The 21,237-nt window shown below is 34.6% G+C and carries 25 protein-coding genes; 20 read left to right on the forward strand and 5 right to left on the reverse strand.

The window, feature by feature from the left end:
• Nucleotides 1-18 precede the first annotated feature (18 nt).
• Complete coding sequence (locus DN392_RS15580; protein ID WP_064057139.1) at nt 19-864, reverse strand: oxidoreductase; 846 nt, start codon at nt 862-864, stop codon at nt 19-21.
• A 187-nt stretch (nt 865-1,051) separates the two neighbouring features.
• On the opposite strand from DN392_RS15580, the gene DN392_RS15585 reads away from it, so the two are divergent.
• The 5 genes from DN392_RS15585 to lpdA all read left to right on the forward strand — a co-directional run bounded on the left by DN392_RS15585 (nt 1,052) and on the right by lpdA (nt 6,373).
• The gene (locus DN392_RS15585) at nt 1,052-1,531 is read left to right on the forward strand and encodes a DinB family protein (RefSeq protein ID WP_000951599.1); all 480 of its coding nucleotides are present in this window, start codon (nt 1,052-1,054) and stop codon (nt 1,529-1,531) included.
• 169 nt (nt 1,532-1,700) lie between these two features.
• Complete coding sequence (acoA, locus tag DN392_RS15590; protein ID WP_064057140.1) at nt 1,701-2,699, forward strand: acetoin:2,6-dichlorophenolindophenol oxidoreductase subunit alpha; 999 nt, start codon at nt 1,701-1,703, stop codon at nt 2,697-2,699.
• A gap of 17 nt (nt 2,700-2,716) precedes the next feature.
• A complete protein-coding gene (gene acoB, locus DN392_RS15595) occupies nt 2,717-3,751 on the forward strand; it encodes an acetoin:2,6-dichlorophenolindophenol oxidoreductase subunit beta (protein WP_000198893.1) in 1,035 nt (344 codons plus the stop codon).
• A gap of 27 nt (nt 3,752-3,778) precedes the next feature.
• Nucleotides 3,779-4,978, forward strand: a complete 1,200-nt coding sequence (locus DN392_RS15600) for a dihydrolipoamide acetyltransferase family protein (protein ID WP_000257798.1) — start codon at nt 3,779-3,781, stop codon at nt 4,976-4,978.
• Between the two features lie 15 nt (nt 4,979-4,993).
• Nucleotides 4,994-6,373, forward strand: coding sequence for a dihydrolipoyl dehydrogenase (lpdA, locus tag DN392_RS15605; protein WP_064469715.1), 1,380 nt, complete (start codon nt 4,994-4,996; stop codon nt 6,371-6,373).
• A gap of 82 nt (nt 6,374-6,455) precedes the next feature.
• On the opposite strand, the gene DN392_RS15610 is transcribed toward lpdA, so the two are convergent.
• A complete protein-coding gene (locus DN392_RS15610) occupies nt 6,456-7,052 on the reverse strand; it encodes a hypothetical protein (RefSeq protein WP_000914458.1) in 597 nt (198 codons plus the stop codon).
• 220 nt (nt 7,053-7,272) lie between these two features.
• On the opposite strand from DN392_RS15610, the gene DN392_RS15615 reads away from it, so the two are divergent.
• The 7 genes from DN392_RS15615 (at nt 7,273) to DN392_RS15640 (ending at nt 12,437) form a co-directional block, all read left to right on the forward strand.
• The gene (locus DN392_RS15615; RefSeq protein WP_064449437.1) at nt 7,273-7,929 is read left to right on the forward strand and encodes a DUF4085 family protein; all 657 of its coding nucleotides are present in this window, start codon (nt 7,273-7,275) and stop codon (nt 7,927-7,929) included.
• A gap of 293 nt (nt 7,930-8,222) precedes the next feature.
• Nucleotides 8,223-8,993, forward strand: a complete 771-nt coding sequence (locus DN392_RS15620; RefSeq protein ID WP_064057144.1) for a DeoR/GlpR family DNA-binding transcription regulator — start codon at nt 8,223-8,225, stop codon at nt 8,991-8,993.
• 12 nt (nt 8,994-9,005) lie between these two features.
• Nucleotides 9,006-9,548: a GNAT family N-acetyltransferase gene (locus DN392_RS15625; protein WP_064057145.1), complete on the forward strand. Its 543-nt coding sequence runs from the start codon at nt 9,006-9,008 to the stop codon at nt 9,546-9,548.
• 27 nt (nt 9,549-9,575) lie between these two features.
• Nucleotides 9,576-9,914: an NIPSNAP family protein gene (locus DN392_RS15630; protein ID WP_000499410.1), complete on the forward strand. Its 339-nt coding sequence runs from the start codon at nt 9,576-9,578 to the stop codon at nt 9,912-9,914.
• A gap of 17 nt (nt 9,915-9,931) precedes the next feature.
• Nucleotides 9,932-10,105, forward strand: coding sequence for a hypothetical protein (locus tag DN392_RS30410; RefSeq protein ID WP_001220675.1), 174 nt, complete (start codon nt 9,932-9,934; stop codon nt 10,103-10,105).
• Nucleotides 10,106-10,228: 123 nt separating this feature from the next.
• Nucleotides 10,229-12,079, forward strand: a complete 1,851-nt coding sequence (locus tag DN392_RS15635; protein ID WP_088321418.1) for a sigma-54-dependent Fis family transcriptional regulator — start codon at nt 10,229-10,231, stop codon at nt 12,077-12,079.
• A gap of 112 nt (nt 12,080-12,191) precedes the next feature.
• A complete protein-coding gene (locus DN392_RS15640; RefSeq protein ID WP_000873845.1) occupies nt 12,192-12,437 on the forward strand; it encodes a DUF3977 family protein in 246 nt (81 codons plus the stop codon).
• Nucleotides 12,438-12,541: 104 nt separating this feature from the next.
• Here DN392_RS15640 and DN392_RS15645 read toward each other — a convergent pair whose 3' ends face one another.
• Complete coding sequence (locus DN392_RS15645) at nt 12,542-12,739, reverse strand: hypothetical protein (RefSeq protein ID WP_061672229.1); 198 nt, start codon at nt 12,737-12,739, stop codon at nt 12,542-12,544.
• 96 nt (nt 12,740-12,835) lie between these two features.
• Between DN392_RS15645 and DN392_RS15655 the strand changes: the two genes are divergently transcribed.
• Nucleotides 12,836-13,273, forward strand: coding sequence for an NUDIX hydrolase (locus DN392_RS15655; protein ID WP_000062933.1), 438 nt, complete (start codon nt 12,836-12,838; stop codon nt 13,271-13,273).
• A 35-nt stretch (nt 13,274-13,308) separates the two neighbouring features.
• Here DN392_RS15655 and DN392_RS15660 read toward each other — a convergent pair whose 3' ends face one another.
• Nucleotides 13,309-13,920: a TetR/AcrR family transcriptional regulator gene (locus DN392_RS15660; protein WP_061672230.1), complete on the reverse strand. Its 612-nt coding sequence runs from the start codon at nt 13,918-13,920 to the stop codon at nt 13,309-13,311.
• A gap of 159 nt (nt 13,921-14,079) precedes the next feature.
• Here DN392_RS15660 and kynU point away from each other — a divergent pair, with 159 nt between their 5' ends.
• The 5 genes from kynU to DN392_RS15685 all read left to right on the forward strand — a co-directional run bounded on the left by kynU (nt 14,080) and on the right by DN392_RS15685 (nt 18,554).
• Nucleotides 14,080-15,366, forward strand: a complete 1,287-nt coding sequence (gene kynU, locus DN392_RS15665) for a kynureninase (protein ID WP_064057148.1) — start codon at nt 14,080-14,082, stop codon at nt 15,364-15,366.
• A 2-nt stretch (nt 15,367-15,368) separates the two neighbouring features.
• Nucleotides 15,369-15,998, forward strand: a complete 630-nt coding sequence (gene kynB / locus DN392_RS15670) for an arylformamidase (protein ID WP_000842468.1) — start codon at nt 15,369-15,371, stop codon at nt 15,996-15,998.
• 41 nt (nt 15,999-16,039) lie between these two features.
• The gene (kynA, locus tag DN392_RS15675; protein ID WP_000661951.1) at nt 16,040-16,879 is read left to right on the forward strand and encodes a tryptophan 2,3-dioxygenase; all 840 of its coding nucleotides are present in this window, start codon (nt 16,040-16,042) and stop codon (nt 16,877-16,879) included.
• 117 nt (nt 16,880-16,996) lie between these two features.
• Nucleotides 16,997-17,914, forward strand: coding sequence for a serine hydrolase domain-containing protein (locus DN392_RS15680; protein ID WP_061672232.1), 918 nt, complete (start codon nt 16,997-16,999; stop codon nt 17,912-17,914).
• 16 nt (nt 17,915-17,930) lie between these two features.
• Nucleotides 17,931-18,554, forward strand: a complete 624-nt coding sequence (locus DN392_RS15685; RefSeq protein ID WP_001258051.1) for a Pr6Pr family membrane protein — start codon at nt 17,931-17,933, stop codon at nt 18,552-18,554.
• Nucleotides 18,555-18,605: 51 nt separating this feature from the next.
• Here DN392_RS15685 and DN392_RS15690 read toward each other — a convergent pair whose 3' ends face one another.
• Nucleotides 18,606-18,938: a DUF3889 domain-containing protein gene (locus tag DN392_RS15690; protein WP_088321417.1), complete on the reverse strand. Its 333-nt coding sequence runs from the start codon at nt 18,936-18,938 to the stop codon at nt 18,606-18,608.
• A gap of 144 nt (nt 18,939-19,082) precedes the next feature.
• Between DN392_RS15690 and sleB the strand changes: the two genes are divergently transcribed.
• Nucleotides 19,083-19,862, forward strand: a complete 780-nt coding sequence (gene sleB / locus DN392_RS15695; protein ID WP_001249054.1) for a spore cortex-lytic enzyme — start codon at nt 19,083-19,085, stop codon at nt 19,860-19,862.
• 15 nt (nt 19,863-19,877) lie between these two features.
• Entirely contained in the window at nt 19,878-21,218 is a 1,341-nt protein-coding gene (ypeB, locus tag DN392_RS15700; protein WP_000943778.1) for a germination protein YpeB, read from the forward strand.
• Nucleotides 21,219-21,237 lie beyond the last annotated feature (19 nt).

The raw sequence follows: 21,237 nt of genomic DNA on the forward strand, positions 1-21,237 counted from the left end.
GTTTATCAAAAAAGTAAACTACATTTTCTTAAAGCTTCTCAAAACAAGGTATTCCCACAATCTCCAAGGAAGAATCTTCTTCGCAAAGATCATAAATTTTACACCTTTTCCAATCGGATATCGTAATTTCGTACGCTTAGATTCAGCAATCTCTACAATTTTATTAGCAACATCTATCGGATTACCAAATGTATCACTGCCGCTATTAATATGTTTTTGTATTTTATCCATATATTCTTTGTAAGGAGAAGGTGTATCAGATTGGTTTGTAGCTAGTTGTTTACCCACTTCCCAAATATTTGTGTTATAAGAACCTGGTTCAATTAAAGCAACATCTATTCCGAACGGTTTTACTTCTAAACGAAGTGATTCACTCCAGCCTTCTAACGCATATTTTGAAGAAACGTAAGGGGATAGACCAGGGAATCCAACTTGACCACTAATGCTGCTTATATTTATGATTTTTCCACTTTTTTGTTCTCTCATATAAGGTAAAACAAGTTGAGTAATTGATACAGCTCCAAAAAGGTTCGTTTCAAATTGTTTACGGTATTCCTCTACTGGAATTTCTTCTACAAAGCCCCCATTTGCATATCCTGCATTATTAATGAGAAGGTCTACTCTGTTTATTTCTTTTAAGTATAATTGAAAGTTATGTATTGAGTTTTGATCGGTTACATCTAATTCTTGAACAGTTATGTTTTTCTGCAAGTTGAGTTGAGTAGCTTGAGATATTAAGTTCACTTGTTTTTCAAGGTTTCGCATTGTAGCTATGACTAAATAGTCTTTTTTCGCAAGCTCAAGTGTTGTTAAAAGACCGAAACCACTTGAAGCCCCGGTTATAACTGCGATTTTTTTATCCATTTTCCGCCAGCTTTCTTTTTCTTTTATCATAACGAGTTATGAAAAGAAAATCTATTATTCTTACATTCGTTTTGAGAGCAATACCTGTTAATTCTATATTCTATGGGATTTTTAAAAAAGGGAATTATAAAGACTCAGCGTATATAGAGAAGTGAGTATGAATATGTTAATGAAATGAGGGAAAAAAATGGCCCATGTGAAAGATGTTTTAGCAGATCAATTATTAGCAAATGCAAACGACCCTAGTTGGTATATTCCATTTTCAGATGCAGTGAAAGATCTACCTGAGAGAGAAGCTTTCTGGAAACCGAATGAAGAGAGTAATAGTATAGCTGAAATTGTACAACATTTACTGTATTGGAATTCAACGTGGCAAACTAGGTACAAAGAATCGAATGTGAATGCCGTGCCGGCTATTGGTGATAATAACAAAAGTTTTATGCTTTCAAATAATCAAACCTTCGATGAGTTGAGAGAAAAACTACTAGAGAAACTGTTACAATGGCAAAAGCTTATAAATGAAGAGAAGGTTGAAAGTGATGTAGTTGGATTTCCTGTTTCTGCAAAATGGTGGGAAATATTAGCGAATGTAACAACTCATAACGCTTATCATATTGGTCAAATTATTTACATCCGGAAGTTACAGAAGAGTTTTGAGAATGAATAAGATAATAATTCTCAAATTAGGTGAACAAAAGTGGACAAAACGAGACATATGTCTCATTTTGTCCACTTTTTTATTATGAAAGAAAAGAGAAAACCTATGAAATCAGGGATTAGAATTTGGCACAGTACTTGCAATATAAAAGATGAACAAGAAAATAGGAGGGCTGAACATGTTAAAAACAACTGAAAGTAAAGGGAATGAAATTACGAAAGAACAAGCTCGTTGGATGTATGAAAAAATGTTAGAAATTCGTAAGTTTGAAGATAAGGTGCATGAATTATTCGCGCAAGGCGTTCTGCCAGGTTTCGTTCATTTATACGCAGGTGAAGAAGCAGTAGCAGTTGGTGTATGTGCCCACTTAACGGATTGTGACAGTATTACAAGTACGCATAGAGGACATGGACATTGTATCGCAAAAGGCTGTGATTTAAACGGGATGATGGCCGAACTTTTCGGGAAAGTGACAGGGTTATGTAAAGGTAAAGGCGGTTCCATGCATATTGCCGACTTAAATAAAGGAATGCTTGGTGCAAATGGGATTGTAGGCGGAGGTTTTCCACTTGCTTGCGGCTCAGCATTAACTGCTAAATATAAAGGAACGAAAGATGTGAGTGTTTGCTTCTTCGGTGACGGAGCAAATAATGAAGGGACATTTCACGAAGGGGTTAACTTAGCAGCGATTTGGAAGTTACCAGTTATTTTTATCGCCGAAAATAACGGTTACGGTGAAGCAACGACATTTGAATATGCGTCAAGTTGTGATTCCATTGCAGATCGAGCAAAAGCTTACAATATTCCAGGTGTTCAAGTGGATGGAAAAGATTTACTTGCAGTATATAAAGCCGCGGAAGAAGCAGTAGAACGTGCGCGTAATGGTGGTGGTCCAACAATAATTGAATGTATGACATATCGCAATTACGGTCATTTCGAAGGTGAAGCACAAACGTATAAAACTTCAGAAGAAAAAGAAGAACATTTAAATGAAAAAGATGCGATTGTGAATTTCCGTAAGCATTTAATTCATGAAGCGCTATTAACTGAATCTGAACTTGTCGATATAGAAAAGGCAGTAGATGAAGCAGTTCAAAGATCAATTGAATTTAGTGAAAATAGTCCATATCCAGAGGATGAAGAATTATTAAAAGATGTATACGTTTCTTACAAATAAGAGGAGGGTGAAAAATAATGACTAGAACAGTAAGTATGTCAACTGCAATTAATGAAGCGATGAAAATATCAATGCGTCGTGATGAAAATGTAATTTTAATCGGAGAAGATGTTGCAGGCGGTGCACAAGTTGATCACTTGCAAGACGATGAAGCATGGGGCGGTGTGCTCGGTGTTACGAAAGGCCTTGTACAAGAATTTGGTCGAAATCGTATTTTAGATACACCTATTTCAGAAGCGGGTTATATGGGAGCGGCAATGGCAGCTGCTGCAACAGGATTACGTCCGATTGCTGAATTAATGTTTAATGACTTTATAGGTAGTTGCCTTGATCAAGTATTAAACCAAGGCGCAAAGTTCCGCTACATGTTCGGTGGTAAAGCGAAAGTGCCAGTTACAGTACGTACGATGCATGGTGCTGGTTTTAGCGCAGCGGCACAGCATTCACAAAGTTTATATGCGTTATTTACGAGCATTCCAGGTATAAAAGTTGTCGTACCTTCTACTCCGTATGACGCAAAAGGCTTATTATTAGCGGCAATTGAAGATGATGATCCAGTAATCTTCTTTGAAGATAAAACACTTTACAATATGAAAGGCGAAGTACCAGAAGGGTACTATACAATTCCTTTAGGGAAAGCAGATATTAAACGTGAAGGTTCTGATGTAACAATCGTCGCAATTGGAAAACAAGTTCATACAGCACTTGCAGCTGCTGAGCAATTATCGAAAAAGGGACTTGAAGTAGAAGTCATTGATCCACGTTCTTTATCACCACTGGATGAAGATACGATTTTAGCATCTGTTGAAAAAACGAATCGCCTAATTGTTATTGACGAAGCAAATCCAAGATGTAGTATCGCAACGGATATTGCAGCAATTGTAGCGGATAAAGGATTCGATCTGTTAGATGCACCTATTAAACGAATTACAGCACCACATACACCAGTTCCGTTCTCTCCACCACTTGAAAAGTTATATTTACCAACGCCGGAAAAAGTAATTGAAACCGTATCAGAAATGATCGGAGACCAATCTTTATTACATGTGTAATGAAACGATGAGAAGGGAGAGAGAAACATGGCTGTTGAAGTTGTAATGCCAAAGTTAGGTATGGCGATGAAAGAAGGTATTATTACAAGCTGGAATATTAAAGCAGGTGATAATGTAGAAAAAGGTGAACTAATTGCTAGTATTAACTCGGAAAAAATCGAAACTGAAATAGAAGCACCAGCGGATGGAACTGTTCTTGATATAGCTGTAAGTGAAGATGAGGGAGTGCCGCCGGGTACTGTAATTTGCTATATCGGTAAGCCGAACGAAAAAGTAGAAGTCTATGAAAATACAAATGTTGTAGAAGAAAAAACACCTAATGCAGAACCTAAAAATATACAACATACAGAACCATATGCGAAAGAAGTAGCGAAGCAAAGAATCAAAATATCTCCAGTTGCGAAAAAGATTGCAAAAACTGAAAATCTTGATATTAGATCATTAATTGGTACAGGACCTGGAGGAAGAATTACAAAGGTAGATGTTTTAAAGACACTTGAGGAAAGAGTTGCAATTTCAGAAGTACTTGAACAAGAAGAAAGTAAAGTCATTCCTGTTACTGGTATGCGAAAAGCAATTGCGAACCGTATGCATGCTAGCTTACAAAATAGTGCGCAATTAACATTAACGATGAAAGTAGATGTGACAGATTTAGTAGCTTTACATAAAGAAATAGCGGAAGTTGTACAAAAACGCTATGATAACAAACTAAGCATTACGGATTTTGTTTCTCGTGCTGTTGTATTAGCACTTGGGGAGCATAAAGAAATGAACAGCGCATATATAGATGACGCAATTCATCAATTTGCACATGTTCATTTAGGCATGGCAGTCGCGTTAGAAAAAGGACTAGTCGTTCCGGCTATTCGCTTTGCTAATAATCTATCTTTAGTCGAGTTATCTAAAGAGATTAAGAATGTGGCACATAAGGCACGAGCAGGCAGTTTAAGTAGTGATGATATGCAAGGGACAACCTTTACAATTAGTAATTTAGGTAGCTTTGGGATTGAATATTTCACACCAGTATTAAATACACCTGAAGCAGGTATTTTAGGTGTAGGTGCAATTGAACATGTTCCTGTATATAAAGGGAAAAAATTAAGAAAAGGAAGTATGTTACCTTTAAGTTTAACATTCGATCATCGTGTACTAGACGGTGCACCAGCAGCTGCATTTTTACGTACAATTAAACGTTATTTAGAAGAACCTGTAACAATTCTTTTATAAAGAGAAGGTGAGAAAATGAGTAAATTAGTCGTTATTGGAGGCGGACCTGCTGGTTATGTAGCAGCAATTACTGCGGCTCAAAATGGGAAAGATGTCACTCTTATTGATGAAGCTGATCTTGGCGGGACTTGTTTAAATGTTGGTTGCATGCCTACAAAATCATTGTTAGAAAGTGCGGAAGTGCATGACGTTGTGAGAAAAGCGAATAATTACGGAGTTACGCTTAACAAAGGAAGTATATCAATTGATTGGAAACAAATACAGGCGAGGAAATCACAGATCGTAACGCAGCTTGTCCAAGGAATTCAATATTTAATGAAGAAAAATAAAATAAAAGTTATACAAGGTAAAGCGAAATTTGAAACGGATCACCGTGTACGAGTTACACACGGTGATAAAGTAGATGTAGTAGATGGAGACCTGTTCATTATAGCAACAGGTTCAGAACCGACTGAATTACCATTTGCTCCATTTGATGGGAAGTGGATTTTAAATAGTAGCCATGCAATGTCCCTAGAAAATATACCGAAATCATTATTAATCGTTGGCGGTGGTGTAATAGGTTGCGAGTTTGCAAGTATTTATAGTCGTCTTGGAACAAAAGTTATGATTGTTGAAATGGCACCGCAATTATTACCTGGTGAAGATGAAGATATCGCACATATTTTAAGAGATAAACTAGAAAATGATGGCGTAGAAATATTTACAGGAGCTGCTTTAAAAGGATTAAATAATTATAAGAAGCAAGCTTCATTTGAATATGAAGGAAGTATCCAAGAAGCCAATCCGGAATATGTTCTCGTTTCTGTCGGCCGAAAACCACGTGTACAAAAATTAGATTTAGAAAAAGCAGGTGTTCAATTTTCAAATAAAGGAATTTCTGTGAATGAACATATGCAAACAAATGTATCACATATTTACGCAGCAGGTGATGTGATTGGTGGAATACAACTTGCTCACGTTGCTTTCCATGAAGGAACGACAGCAGCGTTACATGCGAGTGGAGAAGATGTGAAAGTTAACTATTATGCAGTACCTCGATGTATATACACATCCCCAGAAATCGCAAGTGTTGGTTTAAATGAAAAAGATGCAAGAGAACAATACGGTGATATTCTTATCGGAGAATTTCCTTTTACAGCGAACGGAAAAGCGCTTATTATTGGAGAACAAACGGGTAAAGTAAAAGTTATCGTGGAACCTAAATATCAAGAAATTGTTGGGATTTCTATTATCGGTCCTCGTGCAACTGAACTAATCGGACAAGGAACTGTAATGATTCATACAGAAGTTACCGCTGATATTATGAGAGATTATATTGCAGCGCATCCAACTTTATCTGAAGCGATTCATGAAGCATTATTACAAGCTGTAGGGCATGCCGTACATGCTTAAATAGAAAATTAATAAACCACTATTCTCTAAATGAATAAGAGAATAGTGGTTTGAATTTTTACAGGAAAAATTGAATATCTTATTATTTTTTTACGTCAATCGCTGAAGTAATATCGTTCCAATCAGCAGCTAAATTGGCAGTCTTACCGTACCAATCAGCATGTTTGAATACAACACCTTTTCCATAGCCTTGTGTTGAAGTATGCTCCCAAAGTGTCGTTGAATAACTTGCTGAAGGCGATGCTGTACTTACAGAAGAAATTCTGTCATTCCAGCTAGAAGGTAAGTTTTTAAAACCGCTGCTCCAGTAAATATATTGGCCACCTTTATCTTTATGTTCATAAAAATCAGTACTACCAGCACCGCTACCTAAAGGATTAATTTTATTTTTAAGTACTTTTTTATCCTTTTCAATATAAGAATCTAATGTTTCGCGGCTAGTAAAACCATAAGCTAGCCAATCTCCATTTTCATTTTGCTCTGGTAATACCATTGTAATTTGGATGTCTTTCTTATCTTGATCACTTAATTTTGTAAGTGAATTAACATTCTGTTCATCCACTTTTAAATAATCAAAAGACTTAATTGTGTTACTTTTTTCTTCAGCACTTGCTACTCCTAGTCCTCCAGTTAATGCAAATCCCGCTACTAATGTACCTGCTACTAATTTCTTCAACATATAACCATCCCTTTTTGTTTAGATTTTGTACAGGTGAAACTTTGTACTAGTAAAATGTATTCTAATTATCAACTATTGTAAATATTCTGAAGTTTTAGAAATAAAAGGCGGAATATTTATAGTTTTGCATTTTTTCTTTAGAAAAAATAGTTATTGTAATGATATAATAAATAGATGTATTGCTTTTGTTGGATGTTAAAATGTTTTAGGAGGGAAGCGATTGAAGTATTTCAATAAAGATTGGTATAAAGAAATGCAAGTATCTGGATTTTTAATTTTCCCAGAAACAGTAGAAGAATGGGAAGAGTTATTACGAGAGAGCGAAAAGATTGGAATGGATTATAAACAAAGTTTAAGAGAAGAGGTGGAAGAAAAGAAAGAAGATCTATTAAAGTTTCTACCTAAGTCATTACATCCATACATTCATGAAAATACAATTAATTTAGAATACCCATCGGAAAAATTAAAGAAACTTATGCTTGAGTGGAAAGTAGATTATGAGAAAAGAATGAGTGATTTAGAACAAGCGTATTTAGATAATTATAATACTATAAAAGAAAAGCTTGCGCAGAATGTCGTTCAACTACATGAATACTCACTACATGACAGTGTAGTCAAATCAGTAGAAAGAAGGTCAGAAGATAAGCTAATAATAACTTTAGATTGCAGTGGTACTTTCAGTGAATTTGATAAACTGGAAGTAACTTTTACAGGCGTAACGAAATGTTCTATTCCGGAACATTTTGAAGGTGCTTGGTGGTTATGTCATGAAATAGATCTTATTAATGAGGGTTTCGAATTGGGTGTTTTATTTGATTGCCCATTTGAAGAAGTGACGATTTGTGCAAAAGACGTATTGCTTGAGATAGGTAACTAGTAAACTTTATAACTTTACAAACAAAAAACAGTCCTATATGACTGTTTTTTATTTAGATGCTAAATTATCAAGTTTCCAATATATATCTGTTAAAGGGCAGCTTTGCTATCTATATATAAATACATATTATTTAATTATTTTGGTGAAGTTTTCAAGTTAAAAAGGATAGAAAGAGGGAGAATACTGTATAAAACGGAATAAATAAGAATTGAAAATATTGTAAAATGGAAGAGGCGTGCATATAATTAAAATAAAGATTAAATTTCTGAATCTTCAATAATGGTGGTGGGAACATGTTTACTGAAGAGCGTAGAGAAAAAATTTTAGAGTTACTGAAGAAAGATGGAAGGGTAATTGCTAAAGATCTTGCGGAAAGTTTCGATATGTCTATTGATTCTATAAGAAGAGATTTATCTATTATGGAGAAGGATGGCTTGTTAAAAAGAACACATGGAGGTGCAATCGAACTTACTAGAGTAAGGAATTTAACTGCTGAACCATCGAAACGTTATCGTGATAGTTCACTAGGTGAAGAAGCGATTGCGAAAGTTGCTGCATCCTACATACAAGAAGGAGATTCCGTTTTTATTGGCGGGGCCTCTATTCATTATACTATGTTAAAATATTTACCTGAAACATCGTTTACAGTGATTACGAATGCTTTAGAAATTGCTAGTATGTTACGGGAATATAAGAACATTGATACGTACTTAATTGGTGGAAAGGTGAAACCATCAGGAAATATGACAGATACACTTGCCTCTGAAATGATAAGTAGATTATCTATTGATCTTTATTTCTCTACAGGTGGTGGCATTTCATTGAACGGTATAAGTACTGCAACTCCGGAAGTTGCTTATTTTGGAAAAACAGTAAGTAAAATTGCTAGAAGAAACATTTGTTTAGCTCCTCATAATAAACTCGGAACAAATTGCTTTATAAAAGGAGAGTCACTGAGAGAAATTGACCTTATTATAACAGATGAAGAGACTAGTAAAGAAACGATTCAACAATTTGAGAAACAAGGCAAAGAAATTTTGATAGCATCAATAGACTGCATTTAAAAGGAGTTTGTAATGATTATAAAAGGACAAGAGTTTCATATAAATGGATTAACTTATACAATTCGTTCTGCATCTGAAACGGATGCTGAGCAGTTATCGGAAATTAGAGTTCAGATCGATGGCGAAACTGAAAATATGGATAGAGAAGCTGGAGAGGGATTTATAGATAAGATAGGTTTTCAAAATATAATAAAAACAGATAGTGAAGAGACGAAAAATCTCTTTTTAGTTGCAGAAGTGCACAATCGAATCGTTGGATTTTCAAGATGCGAAGGTTCAAATCTGAAGAGATTATCTCATAAAGTAGAATTTGGCGTTTGTATTTTAAAAGAGTTTTGGGGATATGGAATGGGTAAGAGTTTATTGCAACAATCTATTCATTGGGCTGATGAAAATGAGATTAAAAAGATATCATTACAAGTATTAGAGACAAACGAAAAAGCCATTCAGCTTTATAAAAAATTAGGATTTGAAATAGAAGGTATTTTGAAAAATGATAAAAGGCTTTCGGATAGGAAGTATTATAATACGGTTGTAATGGGAAGGTGTATTTGAGTCTGTTCATAAAAGAGGGGGAAATGTATGTTTTATATAAGAAAGTACTATATAGTAAAAAATGAATTTATTAAAATATTTAATGATCATTTCAATAACACGAACTTACCTAATCAGTTAAAGCATGGCTCTAGGCTAATAGGGCGCTGGATGAAAGATAATAAGAATGACACGACTGAAGTGTTTGCCATATGGGAATATGATAGTTATGAACAGTATAAAGAAATTGAATCAAAAATTAGAAGTGATAAGATGCATGTTAAAAGAATACATGATTGGTATGAAAAACATGGCGGAAGAGAATATGTTTTACAGAAGTACATAGTAGAGTTAAAAAATGAAGAGTTAATATGTACTGTAAAGTGATAGAGGAGTGATGGATAATGAGAATTAAACCAAAATTATATTTTAGTTTAGCATCTACCATTTTATTTGCAATAGCGGTGATAGTTTTCTTTATAAACGGCACTCCACAAAAGTGGTTTTGGTTATGTATTTTCTTTGCGTCCATTATACAAAATATAGTTTTACTAAAAAAGAATAAAGAAGCGAATTAGGATATTCAAATTATTAACATATTTGTGTCGTCTTTCTAGTTTTATTGAAAACGCTTTTATTCAGTTTTATAATAAAAGTATGTTTTTACAGATCTCCAAAACAATGAATAGGGAGATGATACAATGTTAGCTTCACCGTTTTACTTACATACATGGAAAAAGTTTGTTGATGAAGGAGTCCTTGATTCGAACCGTATAAACGAAAGAATTTCAGAGTCATGGCATCGATGTAAACAAGCAAATGTGAATCCTCATATGAATAAAGGTCAGAAAATTTTGTCTTCTAATATTTTTCAGGATCAAAAGAAAAAGAGTGAAATCTTCCTTGATATAGCAATACCTCAATTACAAAATATGAGGAAAACCATTGATGAACTGCAAATGATGGCATTATTAATTGATCCAGACGGTTACGTTCTATCGCTAAGTGGAAATCAACAAACGTTAAAACGAGCGAAACATATTAACTTCATTGAAGGTGTGAAATGGACGGAAGCAACTGTTGGTACAAATGCGATAGGAACCGCGTTACAGATTGAAGAGGCTATTATGATAAGTGGTACAGAGCATTATTCTGTCGCATCTCATAGCTGGAGCTGTGCGGCCGCTCCCATTCATAATGATGACGGGAAATTAATTGGAGTTCTAGATTTCTCTTGTCCAATTGAATTTTCACATCCGTATATGCTCGGGATGGTAACCTCGATTGCACATGCGATTGAACGTGAATGTAGTATTCGAGTGCATCAAAATGAATTACATTTAATCCATCGTTTTTTAGATGTAATTGACAGTGATGAACAAGTTGTCATTTGTAATCATCGTGATGTTATCGTTTCTGCAAGCAAGAAGGTTCGAGAACGAGTTTCTAATTGGTCACGAATGAAACTTGAAGATTTAATGCAACATGGATTGAAGCCTAAATTAGAAGTACCAGTATATAGTAATGATAGAATGATCGGGAAATGTATTTATGTAAAGGAAAATAAACAAGGAAATGTATTTTCAACTTCCCCATTTATAAACGGAATTACTTTCCCAGGAGTTATTGGGACAAGCAATGCATTTCAACATACTTTAGAAGAAATTAAGCTTGTATCTCCAACTGACGCTAGTGTATATGTTTGTGGTGAAACAGGTGTAGGGAAAGAATATGTAGCGAGAGCGATTCATAAAAATAGTCCAAGAAAAAATGGCCCTTTTATAGCTGTTAATTGTGGTTCATTGCCGAAAGAATTAATGGAAAGTGAATTATTCGGTTATGCTGAAGGTGCGTTTACAGGTGCGCGGCGCCAAGGATATAAAGGGAAATTCGAACAAGCAGACGGTGGAACAATATTTTTAGATGAAATTGGTGAAGTGCCGCCAGAGATGCAAGTAGCATTATTGCGTGTTTTACAAGAACGAACAGTAACCCCGATTGGCAGTTCAAAAGAAGTACCAGTAAATATTCGTATTATTACAGCGACACATAAAGATTTACTGCGATTAGTAGAAGAAGGGAAATTCCGTCAAGATTTATATTATCGGTTACATGTTTATCCGCTATATGTTCCATCGTTAATAGAAAGAAAAGAGGATATTCCGTACTTCATACAAGATTTTTGTGAACGAAAGAATTGGAATGTTGTATTTCCAAAAAGCATTGGTAATCAATTTTCTCAGCATACATGGCCCGGAAATATTCGAGAATTATTAAATGTATTAGAACGCATTTACATTTTGTCGCAAGGTCGCGAAATATGCGAAAAACAAATCTCTTTTTTATTACAAACTATGATGGAAAATCAACATCAACTTGCATTGCAAACAGAAAATAAAACGGAGCATACATTAAATTTCCGTGAAAAAATACAGCGTGATAGCATGATTGAAGCGCTAGAAAAGACAAACGGAAATGTTTCATTAGCTGCCAAACTTTTAGATGTACCTCGAAGTACATTTTATAAACGAATGCAAAAATATAAGCTATAAAGTAGATTTTTGTAATCTACTTTTTCTTTGTGGGCTCATGTTCTGTCGGAATGTGCGCTTACCGGGGAAATAATAGAATAGTTAGAAATTAATTTCCGGCAGGTGGACTTTTGTGAAGTATATTGAAATTGGCATCGGAAATAGGTGGTTTGTTCGAACGGAAACTGAAAATAAAGATGGAACTGAATTTGAGGAACGAGGAATTATAAAACCTATTTATTTTGAGTCTTTATATGTACGAATTTGGTTTCGGAAAACGTGTTTTATTTTTGATACGAAAGAAGGGGTTAAGAAAGTAAGAAAAAGTAGAGATGAGTATAAGTTTATTGTTGGAATTGTAAGTAGGTTAAAACAATAGAATTAAATAGGGGCTGTTACTTTTACTTACATCGCTATTTTGTATTATTGTATCGTTAATGAAATATTTAAAATGAGCTTTTACTTAACATGTTGAGTAACAGCTTATTTTTTTGAAGTTTTCTCATTAAAAATAGTAGTTGCTGTTTGGCACATCTTTCTATCAATACAAAATCTTTCTGTTATCCAATAAGCAAGTTCAGAAGAGGTAAGACTATGTTCGCTTTTCTTACCTTGGAAATATCGTTTTAAGACATTATCATTAAATGATAGAAATTCGTTTACTAGTTTTTCTGATGACATATTTTTTTCCTCTCTATATAGAAGTTAGCATTAAAAATATTATACAATTAATATCAGAAAATACAGTTATTCATTAATAGAGTGGGAGAGATTTATATGTCGATGTCGCTATATTATAAAAAAATCCGTGAGCAATTAGGCCATGAACTAATTCTAATACCGAGTGTAGCTGCTGTTATTAAAAATGAGCAAGAGAAAATCTTATTTCAATATCCTGGTGGAGAATACTGGAGTTTGCCAGCTGGAGCAATTGAACTTGGGGAAACTCCAGAAGAAGCAGTAGTTCGGGAAGTTTGGGAAGAAACAGGATTGAAAGTGCAAGTGAAAAAACAAAAAGGGGTATTTGGAGGAGAAGAGTACCGTCATACATATCCAAATGGCGATCAAGTGGAATATATTGTTGTTGTGTTTGAGTGTGAAGTTACTAGTGGCGAGCTAAAATCGATAGATGGTGAATCTTTAAAACTACAATATTTCTCTTTATCCGAAAAGCCACCTTTAGCGTTACCGTACCCAGATAAAATATTTTTATAGATGTAAAATAGCACACCTTACTTCTTGAAGGTGTGCTATTTATATAATCCTGTCGTATACATCTCAGTTAACGTATGTACAATCTCTTCTAAGTCGATCTCTTTATCATTTTTCACAATCGCCCAAAGAAACATTTCATTCATCGCGAACCAAGCACGTGCTACAATTTCTTTATTTAATTCAGGCTGTGCTAATCCACTTTCTTGAGAGTACGTAATATCTTGCGTAATATTTTTTATAAAGCGTTCCCGTATCTCGTCCCATTTTTGACGTATCTCTTTTGATAATCCGATTGCTTCTTGTACAACTTGCAATATAGCTCGTTCTTTCTCTGCTAATTGTAGAAATGCTCTAACTTGATTTTGAATCATGCTACGTGCTTCTTCTTTTGTTTGAGGCGAAAAGGAGCGCTCAGCAATATCATAAAATTGATTCATAACATTTTCCATTAAAACTATGAGGAGATCATCTTTGTTTTTAAAGTATACATATGCCGTTCCATAACCAGTTTCTGCATGTTTAATAATTTGTGTAATTGTCGTTTTTTGAAATCCGTTATGTATAAAAATAGTGTAACCAGCGTGTAATAGTTTCTTCTTTGTTTCTAAGGAGCGGTGTTTTCTTGCTGAAAGAGTATTGTTTTTCAAAGAATCACCTCTTTATACTGAAATATCTGAAAATATAATTGTATTGTAAAAGGAATTTATATATAAAGTCAACTGACATAATATCATTGACGTTATATCAACTAAGGTGATATATTTCAATTAGTTAGAATAAAAAGAAAATTAAAAGAAGGTGACACCATGTATAAAGAACCATTTCAACCAACTTATGAATATGCGCTTGAATGTGATAAACATGATGAAATGAAAGATTTTCAAACTGAATTCTATAAAAAAGAAGGAACAATATATTTAGATGGAAACTCATTAGGACTACTTTCAAAAAGAGCAGAGAAATCGTTACTTACGTTGCTACATTCATGGAAAGAGTATGGAATTGACGGCTGGACTGAAGGTGAGCATCCGTGGTTTTTCCTTTCAGAGAAATTAGGTGAATTGACAGCGCCTCTTATTGGAGCTTTACCGGAAGAAACAATTGTAACCGGTTCCACTACTACGAATATACACCAAGTTATTGCGACGTTTTATGAGCCGAAAGGAATACGCACAAAAATCCTTGCTGATGAATTAACATTCCCGTCAGATATATATGCACTTCAAAGTCAAATTCGTTTAAAAGGATTAGATACAGATGAGCATTTAGTACGAGTGAAAAGCCGAGATGGTAGAACACTTTCTGAAGATGATATTATTCACGCAATGACAGATGATATCGCGTTAATTTTATTACCTTCTGTACTATATAGAAGTGGCCAAATCCTTGATATGAAACGTTTAACAGCGGAAGCACATAAGCGTGGTATTCATATTGGATTCGATTTATGTCATTCAATCGGTTCTATTCCGCATTATTTCAAAGAATGGGATGTTGATTTCGCAATTTGGTGTAATTATAAATACTTAAATGCAGGACCTGGTGGTGTTGCGGGCCTTTATGTAAATAAAAAGCATTTTAATAGACTTCCTGGATTATCAGGGTGGTTTAGTTCTAGAAAAGATAAGCAGTTTGATATGGAACATACATTAACAGCTGCTGATCATGCAGGTGCTTATCAAATTGGTACACCGCACGTATTAAGTACTGCACCTTTAATCGGTTCTCTTGAAATTTTTAAAGATGCTGGAATAGAACGTTTACGTGAAAAATCGCTACATATTACAAGATACATGCTTAATTTAATTAATCATGAATTAAAAGACTTTGGATTTACAATTGGAAATCCATTAGAGGATGAAAAACGAGGCGGGCATATTTATTTAGAGCATGCAGAAGCAGCACGCATATGTAAAGCGCTAAAAGCAAATGGAGTTATCCCTGATTTCCGTGCACCTAATGGCGTTAGACTTGCGCCAGTTGCTTTATATAATACATACGAAGAAGTATGGCATTCTGTTCAAATTTTAAAGAAAATCATGAAAGATGAAGAATATAAGCAGTTTGAAAATAAGCGAGAGGTTGTGGCATAAACATGAAATCATCAGAGTGGATTGATATTTCACAACCGCTAAATAATGATATTGCCACTTGGCCAGGAGATACGCCGTTCTCGTATGAAGTTTCATGGTCAAAAGAAGAAAGTGGTTCAGTAAATGTCGGAAAGTTAACGATGAGTATTCATACAGGTACTCATATTGACGCACCGTTTCATTTTGATAATGATGGAAAGAAAGTAATAGATTTAGATGTTCAAGTTTATGTCGGTCCAGCACGGATCATTGATGTTTCTAATCTTGAAAGCATTGGGAAAAAGGAATTAGAAAACTTTCATTTAGAAGGCGTAGAACGCTTGTTGTTACGCACATCTTCACATGGTAAAGCGAATGAATTCCCAGTTGTAATCCCGCATTTACGTGCTGATATCGCACCATTTCTTTCTGAAAAGGGAATTCGTTTAATTGGGGTTGATGTACCATCAGTTGATCCATTAGATGATAAAGAATTAGCAGCGCACCATCAATTGTTTAAACATGGCATACACATTTTAGAAAATGTCGTACTAGATCATGTAGCAGACGGCGATTATGAATTAATCGCATTACCACTTGCCTTAACAGATGCAGATGGAAGTCCAGTTCGAGCAGTTATTAGACCAATATAAGTAGAATTATATAAAAAGGGGCAAAGGGGCGTTTGGCTAATATGAAAGAAAATGAAAAGGTAATTATGGAAAAAGGAATTCATACGGACTTTAAAGAGAATATGACGTACGGGGAGTATTTACAATTAGATAGTTTACTATCTTCTCAAAAGAGATTATCAGATCATCATGATGAAATGTTGTTTATCGTGATTCACCAAGCAAGTGAACTTTGGATGAAGCTTATTTTACATGAGTTAAACGCAGCAATCGAATCTATTAAAAATGATAAATTACAACCAGCTTTTAAAATGTTAGCACGTGTATCAAAAATTCAGTCGCAAATTATTCAATCTTGGGATATTCTTGCGACATTAACGCCATCAGAGTACATTGAGTTTCGTGATTCACTCGGTCAAGCTTCTGGTTTTCAATCGTATCAATATCGTATGATTGAGTATGCGCTTGGCTATAAAACGCCTCACGCATTAAAAATTTATGAAAAAGATCCAGAATTACACGCTCGCCTTCATACAGCGCTACATACACCAAGTTTGTATGATGTCGCAATTCAAGCTCTTGTAAAAGAAGGATTCCCTATTCATAAAGATGTGTTAAACCGTGATATTACGCAGCCTTATGAAGAAGATGCAACGGTAGAAGCGGCATGGATAGAAGTGTATGCAGATGTGAAGAAATATTGGGATTTATATCAGCTTGCTGAAAAATTAATTGATATCGAAGATTGGCTACAACAATGGCGTTTCCGTCATATGAAAACGGTAGAACGCATTATCGGACATAAAATGGGAACAGGTGGATCTTCTGGTGTATCTTATTTGAAAAGGGTACTTGATCAATGTTTCTTCCCAGAGCTTTGGAATGTTCGTACAAAATTATAAAAAACAAACCTGTCAGTTTATTACTGGCAGGTTTGTTTTTTATTTGAACACATTTATGTTTTAATTAAAGCTACAAGATATAATAAATAAGGTAATGATTTAATTGGAGGTAAAGTGTTGGATTTCAAGCAACTAGAAAATAAATTTGAAAAGAAAAAAGTAAATACATTTCTCGTTTATCAAAAAGGTGAGCTAACAAATGAATATTATAAAACGATAGAATGTGCAAGTAATTTATATAAAATAAATTCGATTACAAAAAGTATTGTGTCCATATTAGTAGGTATTGCAATCGATAAAGGATATATAAATGATATACATACACCGATTACAGAATGGATTGAAAATGTATCTAATGAAAAGCAGGGTTTGACTCTTTATCATTTATTAACGATGACTACAGGTGAGGATTGGAAAGAGTTCGGAAATGGAGTAGTGTTCCCAAATGATTTTGTAGAATCGGAAAACTGGGTGCAGTACATATTAGAACAACCAATAATTGAAGAATCCGCTACAAAAATGAATTATAACTCAGGGTCTTCACATTTGCTTAGTTATATTATTCAAGAAGCTACTGGAATACCGACAGAACAGTTTGCGAAAAAATATTTATTTGATCCTTTACAAATTACTGAATATGAGTGGCAGCAAGATCCTCAAGGCATACATGTCGGCGGCTTCGGTATGAAAATGAAATCTAAAGATTTATTAAAGCTCGGAATATTATGTTTGCAGAATGGATATTGGCAGGGGAATGAAATTGTATCCTCGAAATGGTTAGAAGAATCAAGTACACCTCTATTTGAAACGTATGAACATGTCGGGGCATATGGATATCACTGGTGGGTATTGAATAACGAAAGATTTCACATACCGTATTGTATGTACTTTGCTATGGGGTACGGCGGACAATACATCGTTATCATACCTCAATTAGAGCTTGTTGCTGTAATAAGTAGTCATATGCCAAAACGTGGACTCGTTCCATTGAAATTATTTATTGAACATGTACAAGAGAATGATAAGTTGATATAAGAAGAGGAGAGAATGTATGAGAAGTGTAAAAACATTATCTTTATTTAGACTATGTTTAAGTCTTCTAGCATGTAGCGCCATTATTACGCAATTTATAATAAGGGCACAAGTGAAACCGTTCAATCCAGTTAACTTTTTTAGTTTCTTTACGATCGAAAGTAACATCTTAGTTGCATGTATTCTCCTTTTAAGTAGCATCGGAACAGCTACATTTGGTCGGTCAGAGCAGTTTAGTATACTTCGTGGTGCCGCAACTGTATATATACTTACGACAGGACTCATTTATTTTTTGCTATTAAGAGGATTAGAAGAATCACTTCAAACCGCAATACCATGGGTAAATACGGTGCTACATTATATCATGCCAATTGCCATGCTTTTAGATTGGATTATAAATCCACCTAATAAGAAAATCACTTGGAAACAAGCTGCAAGTTGGCTCTTATTCCCGTTCTTTTACGTTGTGTACAGCTTAATACGTGGCACGATTGTAAATTGGTATCCTTATCCGTTTTTAGATCCGAGAATAGGCGGATATGGTAGAGTACTTTTATACAGTATAGGGATAGCGATTGTAATTGGTGCTATTTGTATATTGGTAAGGTTTTTAGGGAATCGAGATTTTAGGAAAGAATTTTAGAAATGAAAGAAACCCCACTGTTAACATTTTAATAGTGGGGTTTCTTTCATTTTATCTACTTGTCTTATGAAACGACATTTTTATAAATTTATCCGTCTTCGTTTCAAACTCAACATCAACAAAAACACCATATTCTTTTCCATCTTCACGTAGCCACAATTTAAATTTTTCAACCGTTATTTGAACGGTTTTCGGTTTTCTACCTATATGAAGGTAATCAATAATCTCCGCTTTTGGGTATTGTTCTTTCGTCTTTTCTACAGCAAGTTTCCCCCATTTGGCATACGAAGGCTGCGCATGAACAATTGATGGGACAGTATATATATTTGAACATGTAGTTATGAACAAAATGACGAGTGCGATACGCTTTAACAATTTTTTCATGATGAACTCCTTTTATCTTTTTTTATATTGTTTACATATTTTTTCAACGATATGAGTTTGGATTTTTTTGTCTTCTTTACATAAAAGCGAGGCTTTTACAAAACATAACCAAGAAATCATTTACATAATTAAGGAGGGAAAATCATGCGTCAAAAAGCTATTTTTAAAATAGCAGTTTTACTTGCGTTCATAGGACTATCTTTGATGGTCAGTAGTATACAACTAAAAAATGTTGAAGCTTTTTCTAATCAAGTCATTCAAAGAGGAGCATCTGGCGAAGATGTCATTGAACTGCAATCTCGTTTGAAATATAACGGATTTTATACGGGAAAAGTGGATGGTGTTTTCGGATGGGGTACATACTGGGCACTTCGAAATTTTCAAGAGAAATTTGGACTACCTGTTGATGGTTTAGCTGGAGCTAAAACGAAGCAAATGCTAGTAAAAGCAACGAAGTATGACAAGTCAACAGCTAATAAAGGAACGACAACGAATAAAGGAAATAGTGGTGGTACTGCACAAGAAAATAAACCATCTCAAAATAAAGGGACAAATGTTCCAAATGGTTATTCTCAAAATGACATTCAGCTTATGGCAAACGCGGTATATGGAGAATCTCGTGGTGAACCGTACTTAGGGCAAGTTGCAGTAGCTGCGGTTATTTTAAATCGAGTTACAAGTGCATCATTCCCAAATACCGTTTCGGGTGTAATCTTTGAGCCAAGAGCATTTACAGCGGTAGCAGACGGACAAATATATTTAACGCCAAATGAAACAGCGAAAAAAGCTGTATTAGATGCAGTTAATGGATGGGATCCAACAGGAAATGCATTGTACTATTTCAATCCAGATACCGCAACAAGTAAATGGATTTGGACTCGTCCACAAATTAAAAAGATCGGGAAACATATTTTCTGTAAATAGAGCGGAGGTGGAATTGTGTTACGAGGTATTGTAATCGTATTATTAACAATCGGTGTAGTTGGAACTGGATACTGGGGCTATAAAGAGCACCAAGAGAAGAATGCAGTATTAATTCGAGCAGAAAATAGCTATCAACGTGCGTTTCATGATTTAGCGTATGAGGTTGATTTATTGCACGACAAAATTGGAACAACGCTTGCGATGAATTCACGTGCATCTTTATCACCTGCATTAGCAGACGTATGGAGAATAACATCTGTAGCTCGTTCGGATGTAGGACAACTGCCTTTAACATTAATGCCTTTTAATAAAACGGAAGAATTTTTAGCAAATATCGGTGATTTTAGTTACCGTGCAGCCATTCGTGATTTAGAAAAAGAGCCGTTAAATGATCAAGAATACAAAACGTTGGAAACTTTATATTCAAATGCAGGCAATATACAAGATGAACTAAGAAAAGTACAACATCTTGTTTTGAAAAATAATTTACGCTGGATGGATGTTGAGATGGCACTCGCATCAAATCGTGATCCTGCAGACAATACAATTATTGATGGATTAAAAACAGTAGAGAAAAACGTAACATCGTATTCGTCTACAAACTTCGGACCGACCTTTACTAGTGCGCAAAAAAATAAAAAAGGCGGATTTGAAGCAGAAGGAAAAGCAATTTCTAAAGATGAAGCAGCGAAAATTGCAAAATCGTTTTTGAACTTAAAAGGAAATGAAAAAGTAGATGTTGAGAAAAGCGGAAAAGGTGCGAAAGAATCTTTTTATAGTGTGAAAATTAAAGACGAAGCAACAAATAATGAGTTTTATATGGATATTACCGGAAAAGGCGGATATCCAATTTGGGTTATGAATAACCGAGAAATTAAAGAACAGAAAATTAGTTTAAACGATGCAGGAAGTAAAGGTTTGACATTTTTAAAGGACCACAAGTTTAATAATATGGAGCTTTTTGATAGCTCACAATATGATAACGTTGGTGTATTTACGTATGTAGTAAATGAGAATGGCGTACGAATTTATCCAGAAGCAATTCAAATGAAAATTGCTTTAGATGATGGTTCTATCGTTGGTTTTTCCGCAAAAGAATATTTAGCATCACACCAAAAACGAACAGTTCCCTCAGCAAAGCTAACTGCGGCAGAAGCAAGAAAGAAAATCAATCCAGATGTTAAAGTTATGGAAGAACGTAAAGCTGTCGTAGTAAATGATTTGCATAATGAAGTACTTTGCTATGAATTTGTAGGTACTTTAGGGAAAGATACGTACCAAATTTTCATTAATGCAAATAGCGGAGCAGAGGAAAAAGTGAAGAAAATGCAAGCTGTTGAAAAAATTTATGATTAAACTTTAATAGTAAAGTGGT

Source organism: Bacillus sp. BB51/4 (assembly GCF_008368845.1).
Classification (GTDB): Bacteria; Bacillota; Bacilli; order Bacillales; family Bacillaceae_G; genus Bacillus_A; species Bacillus_A wiedmannii.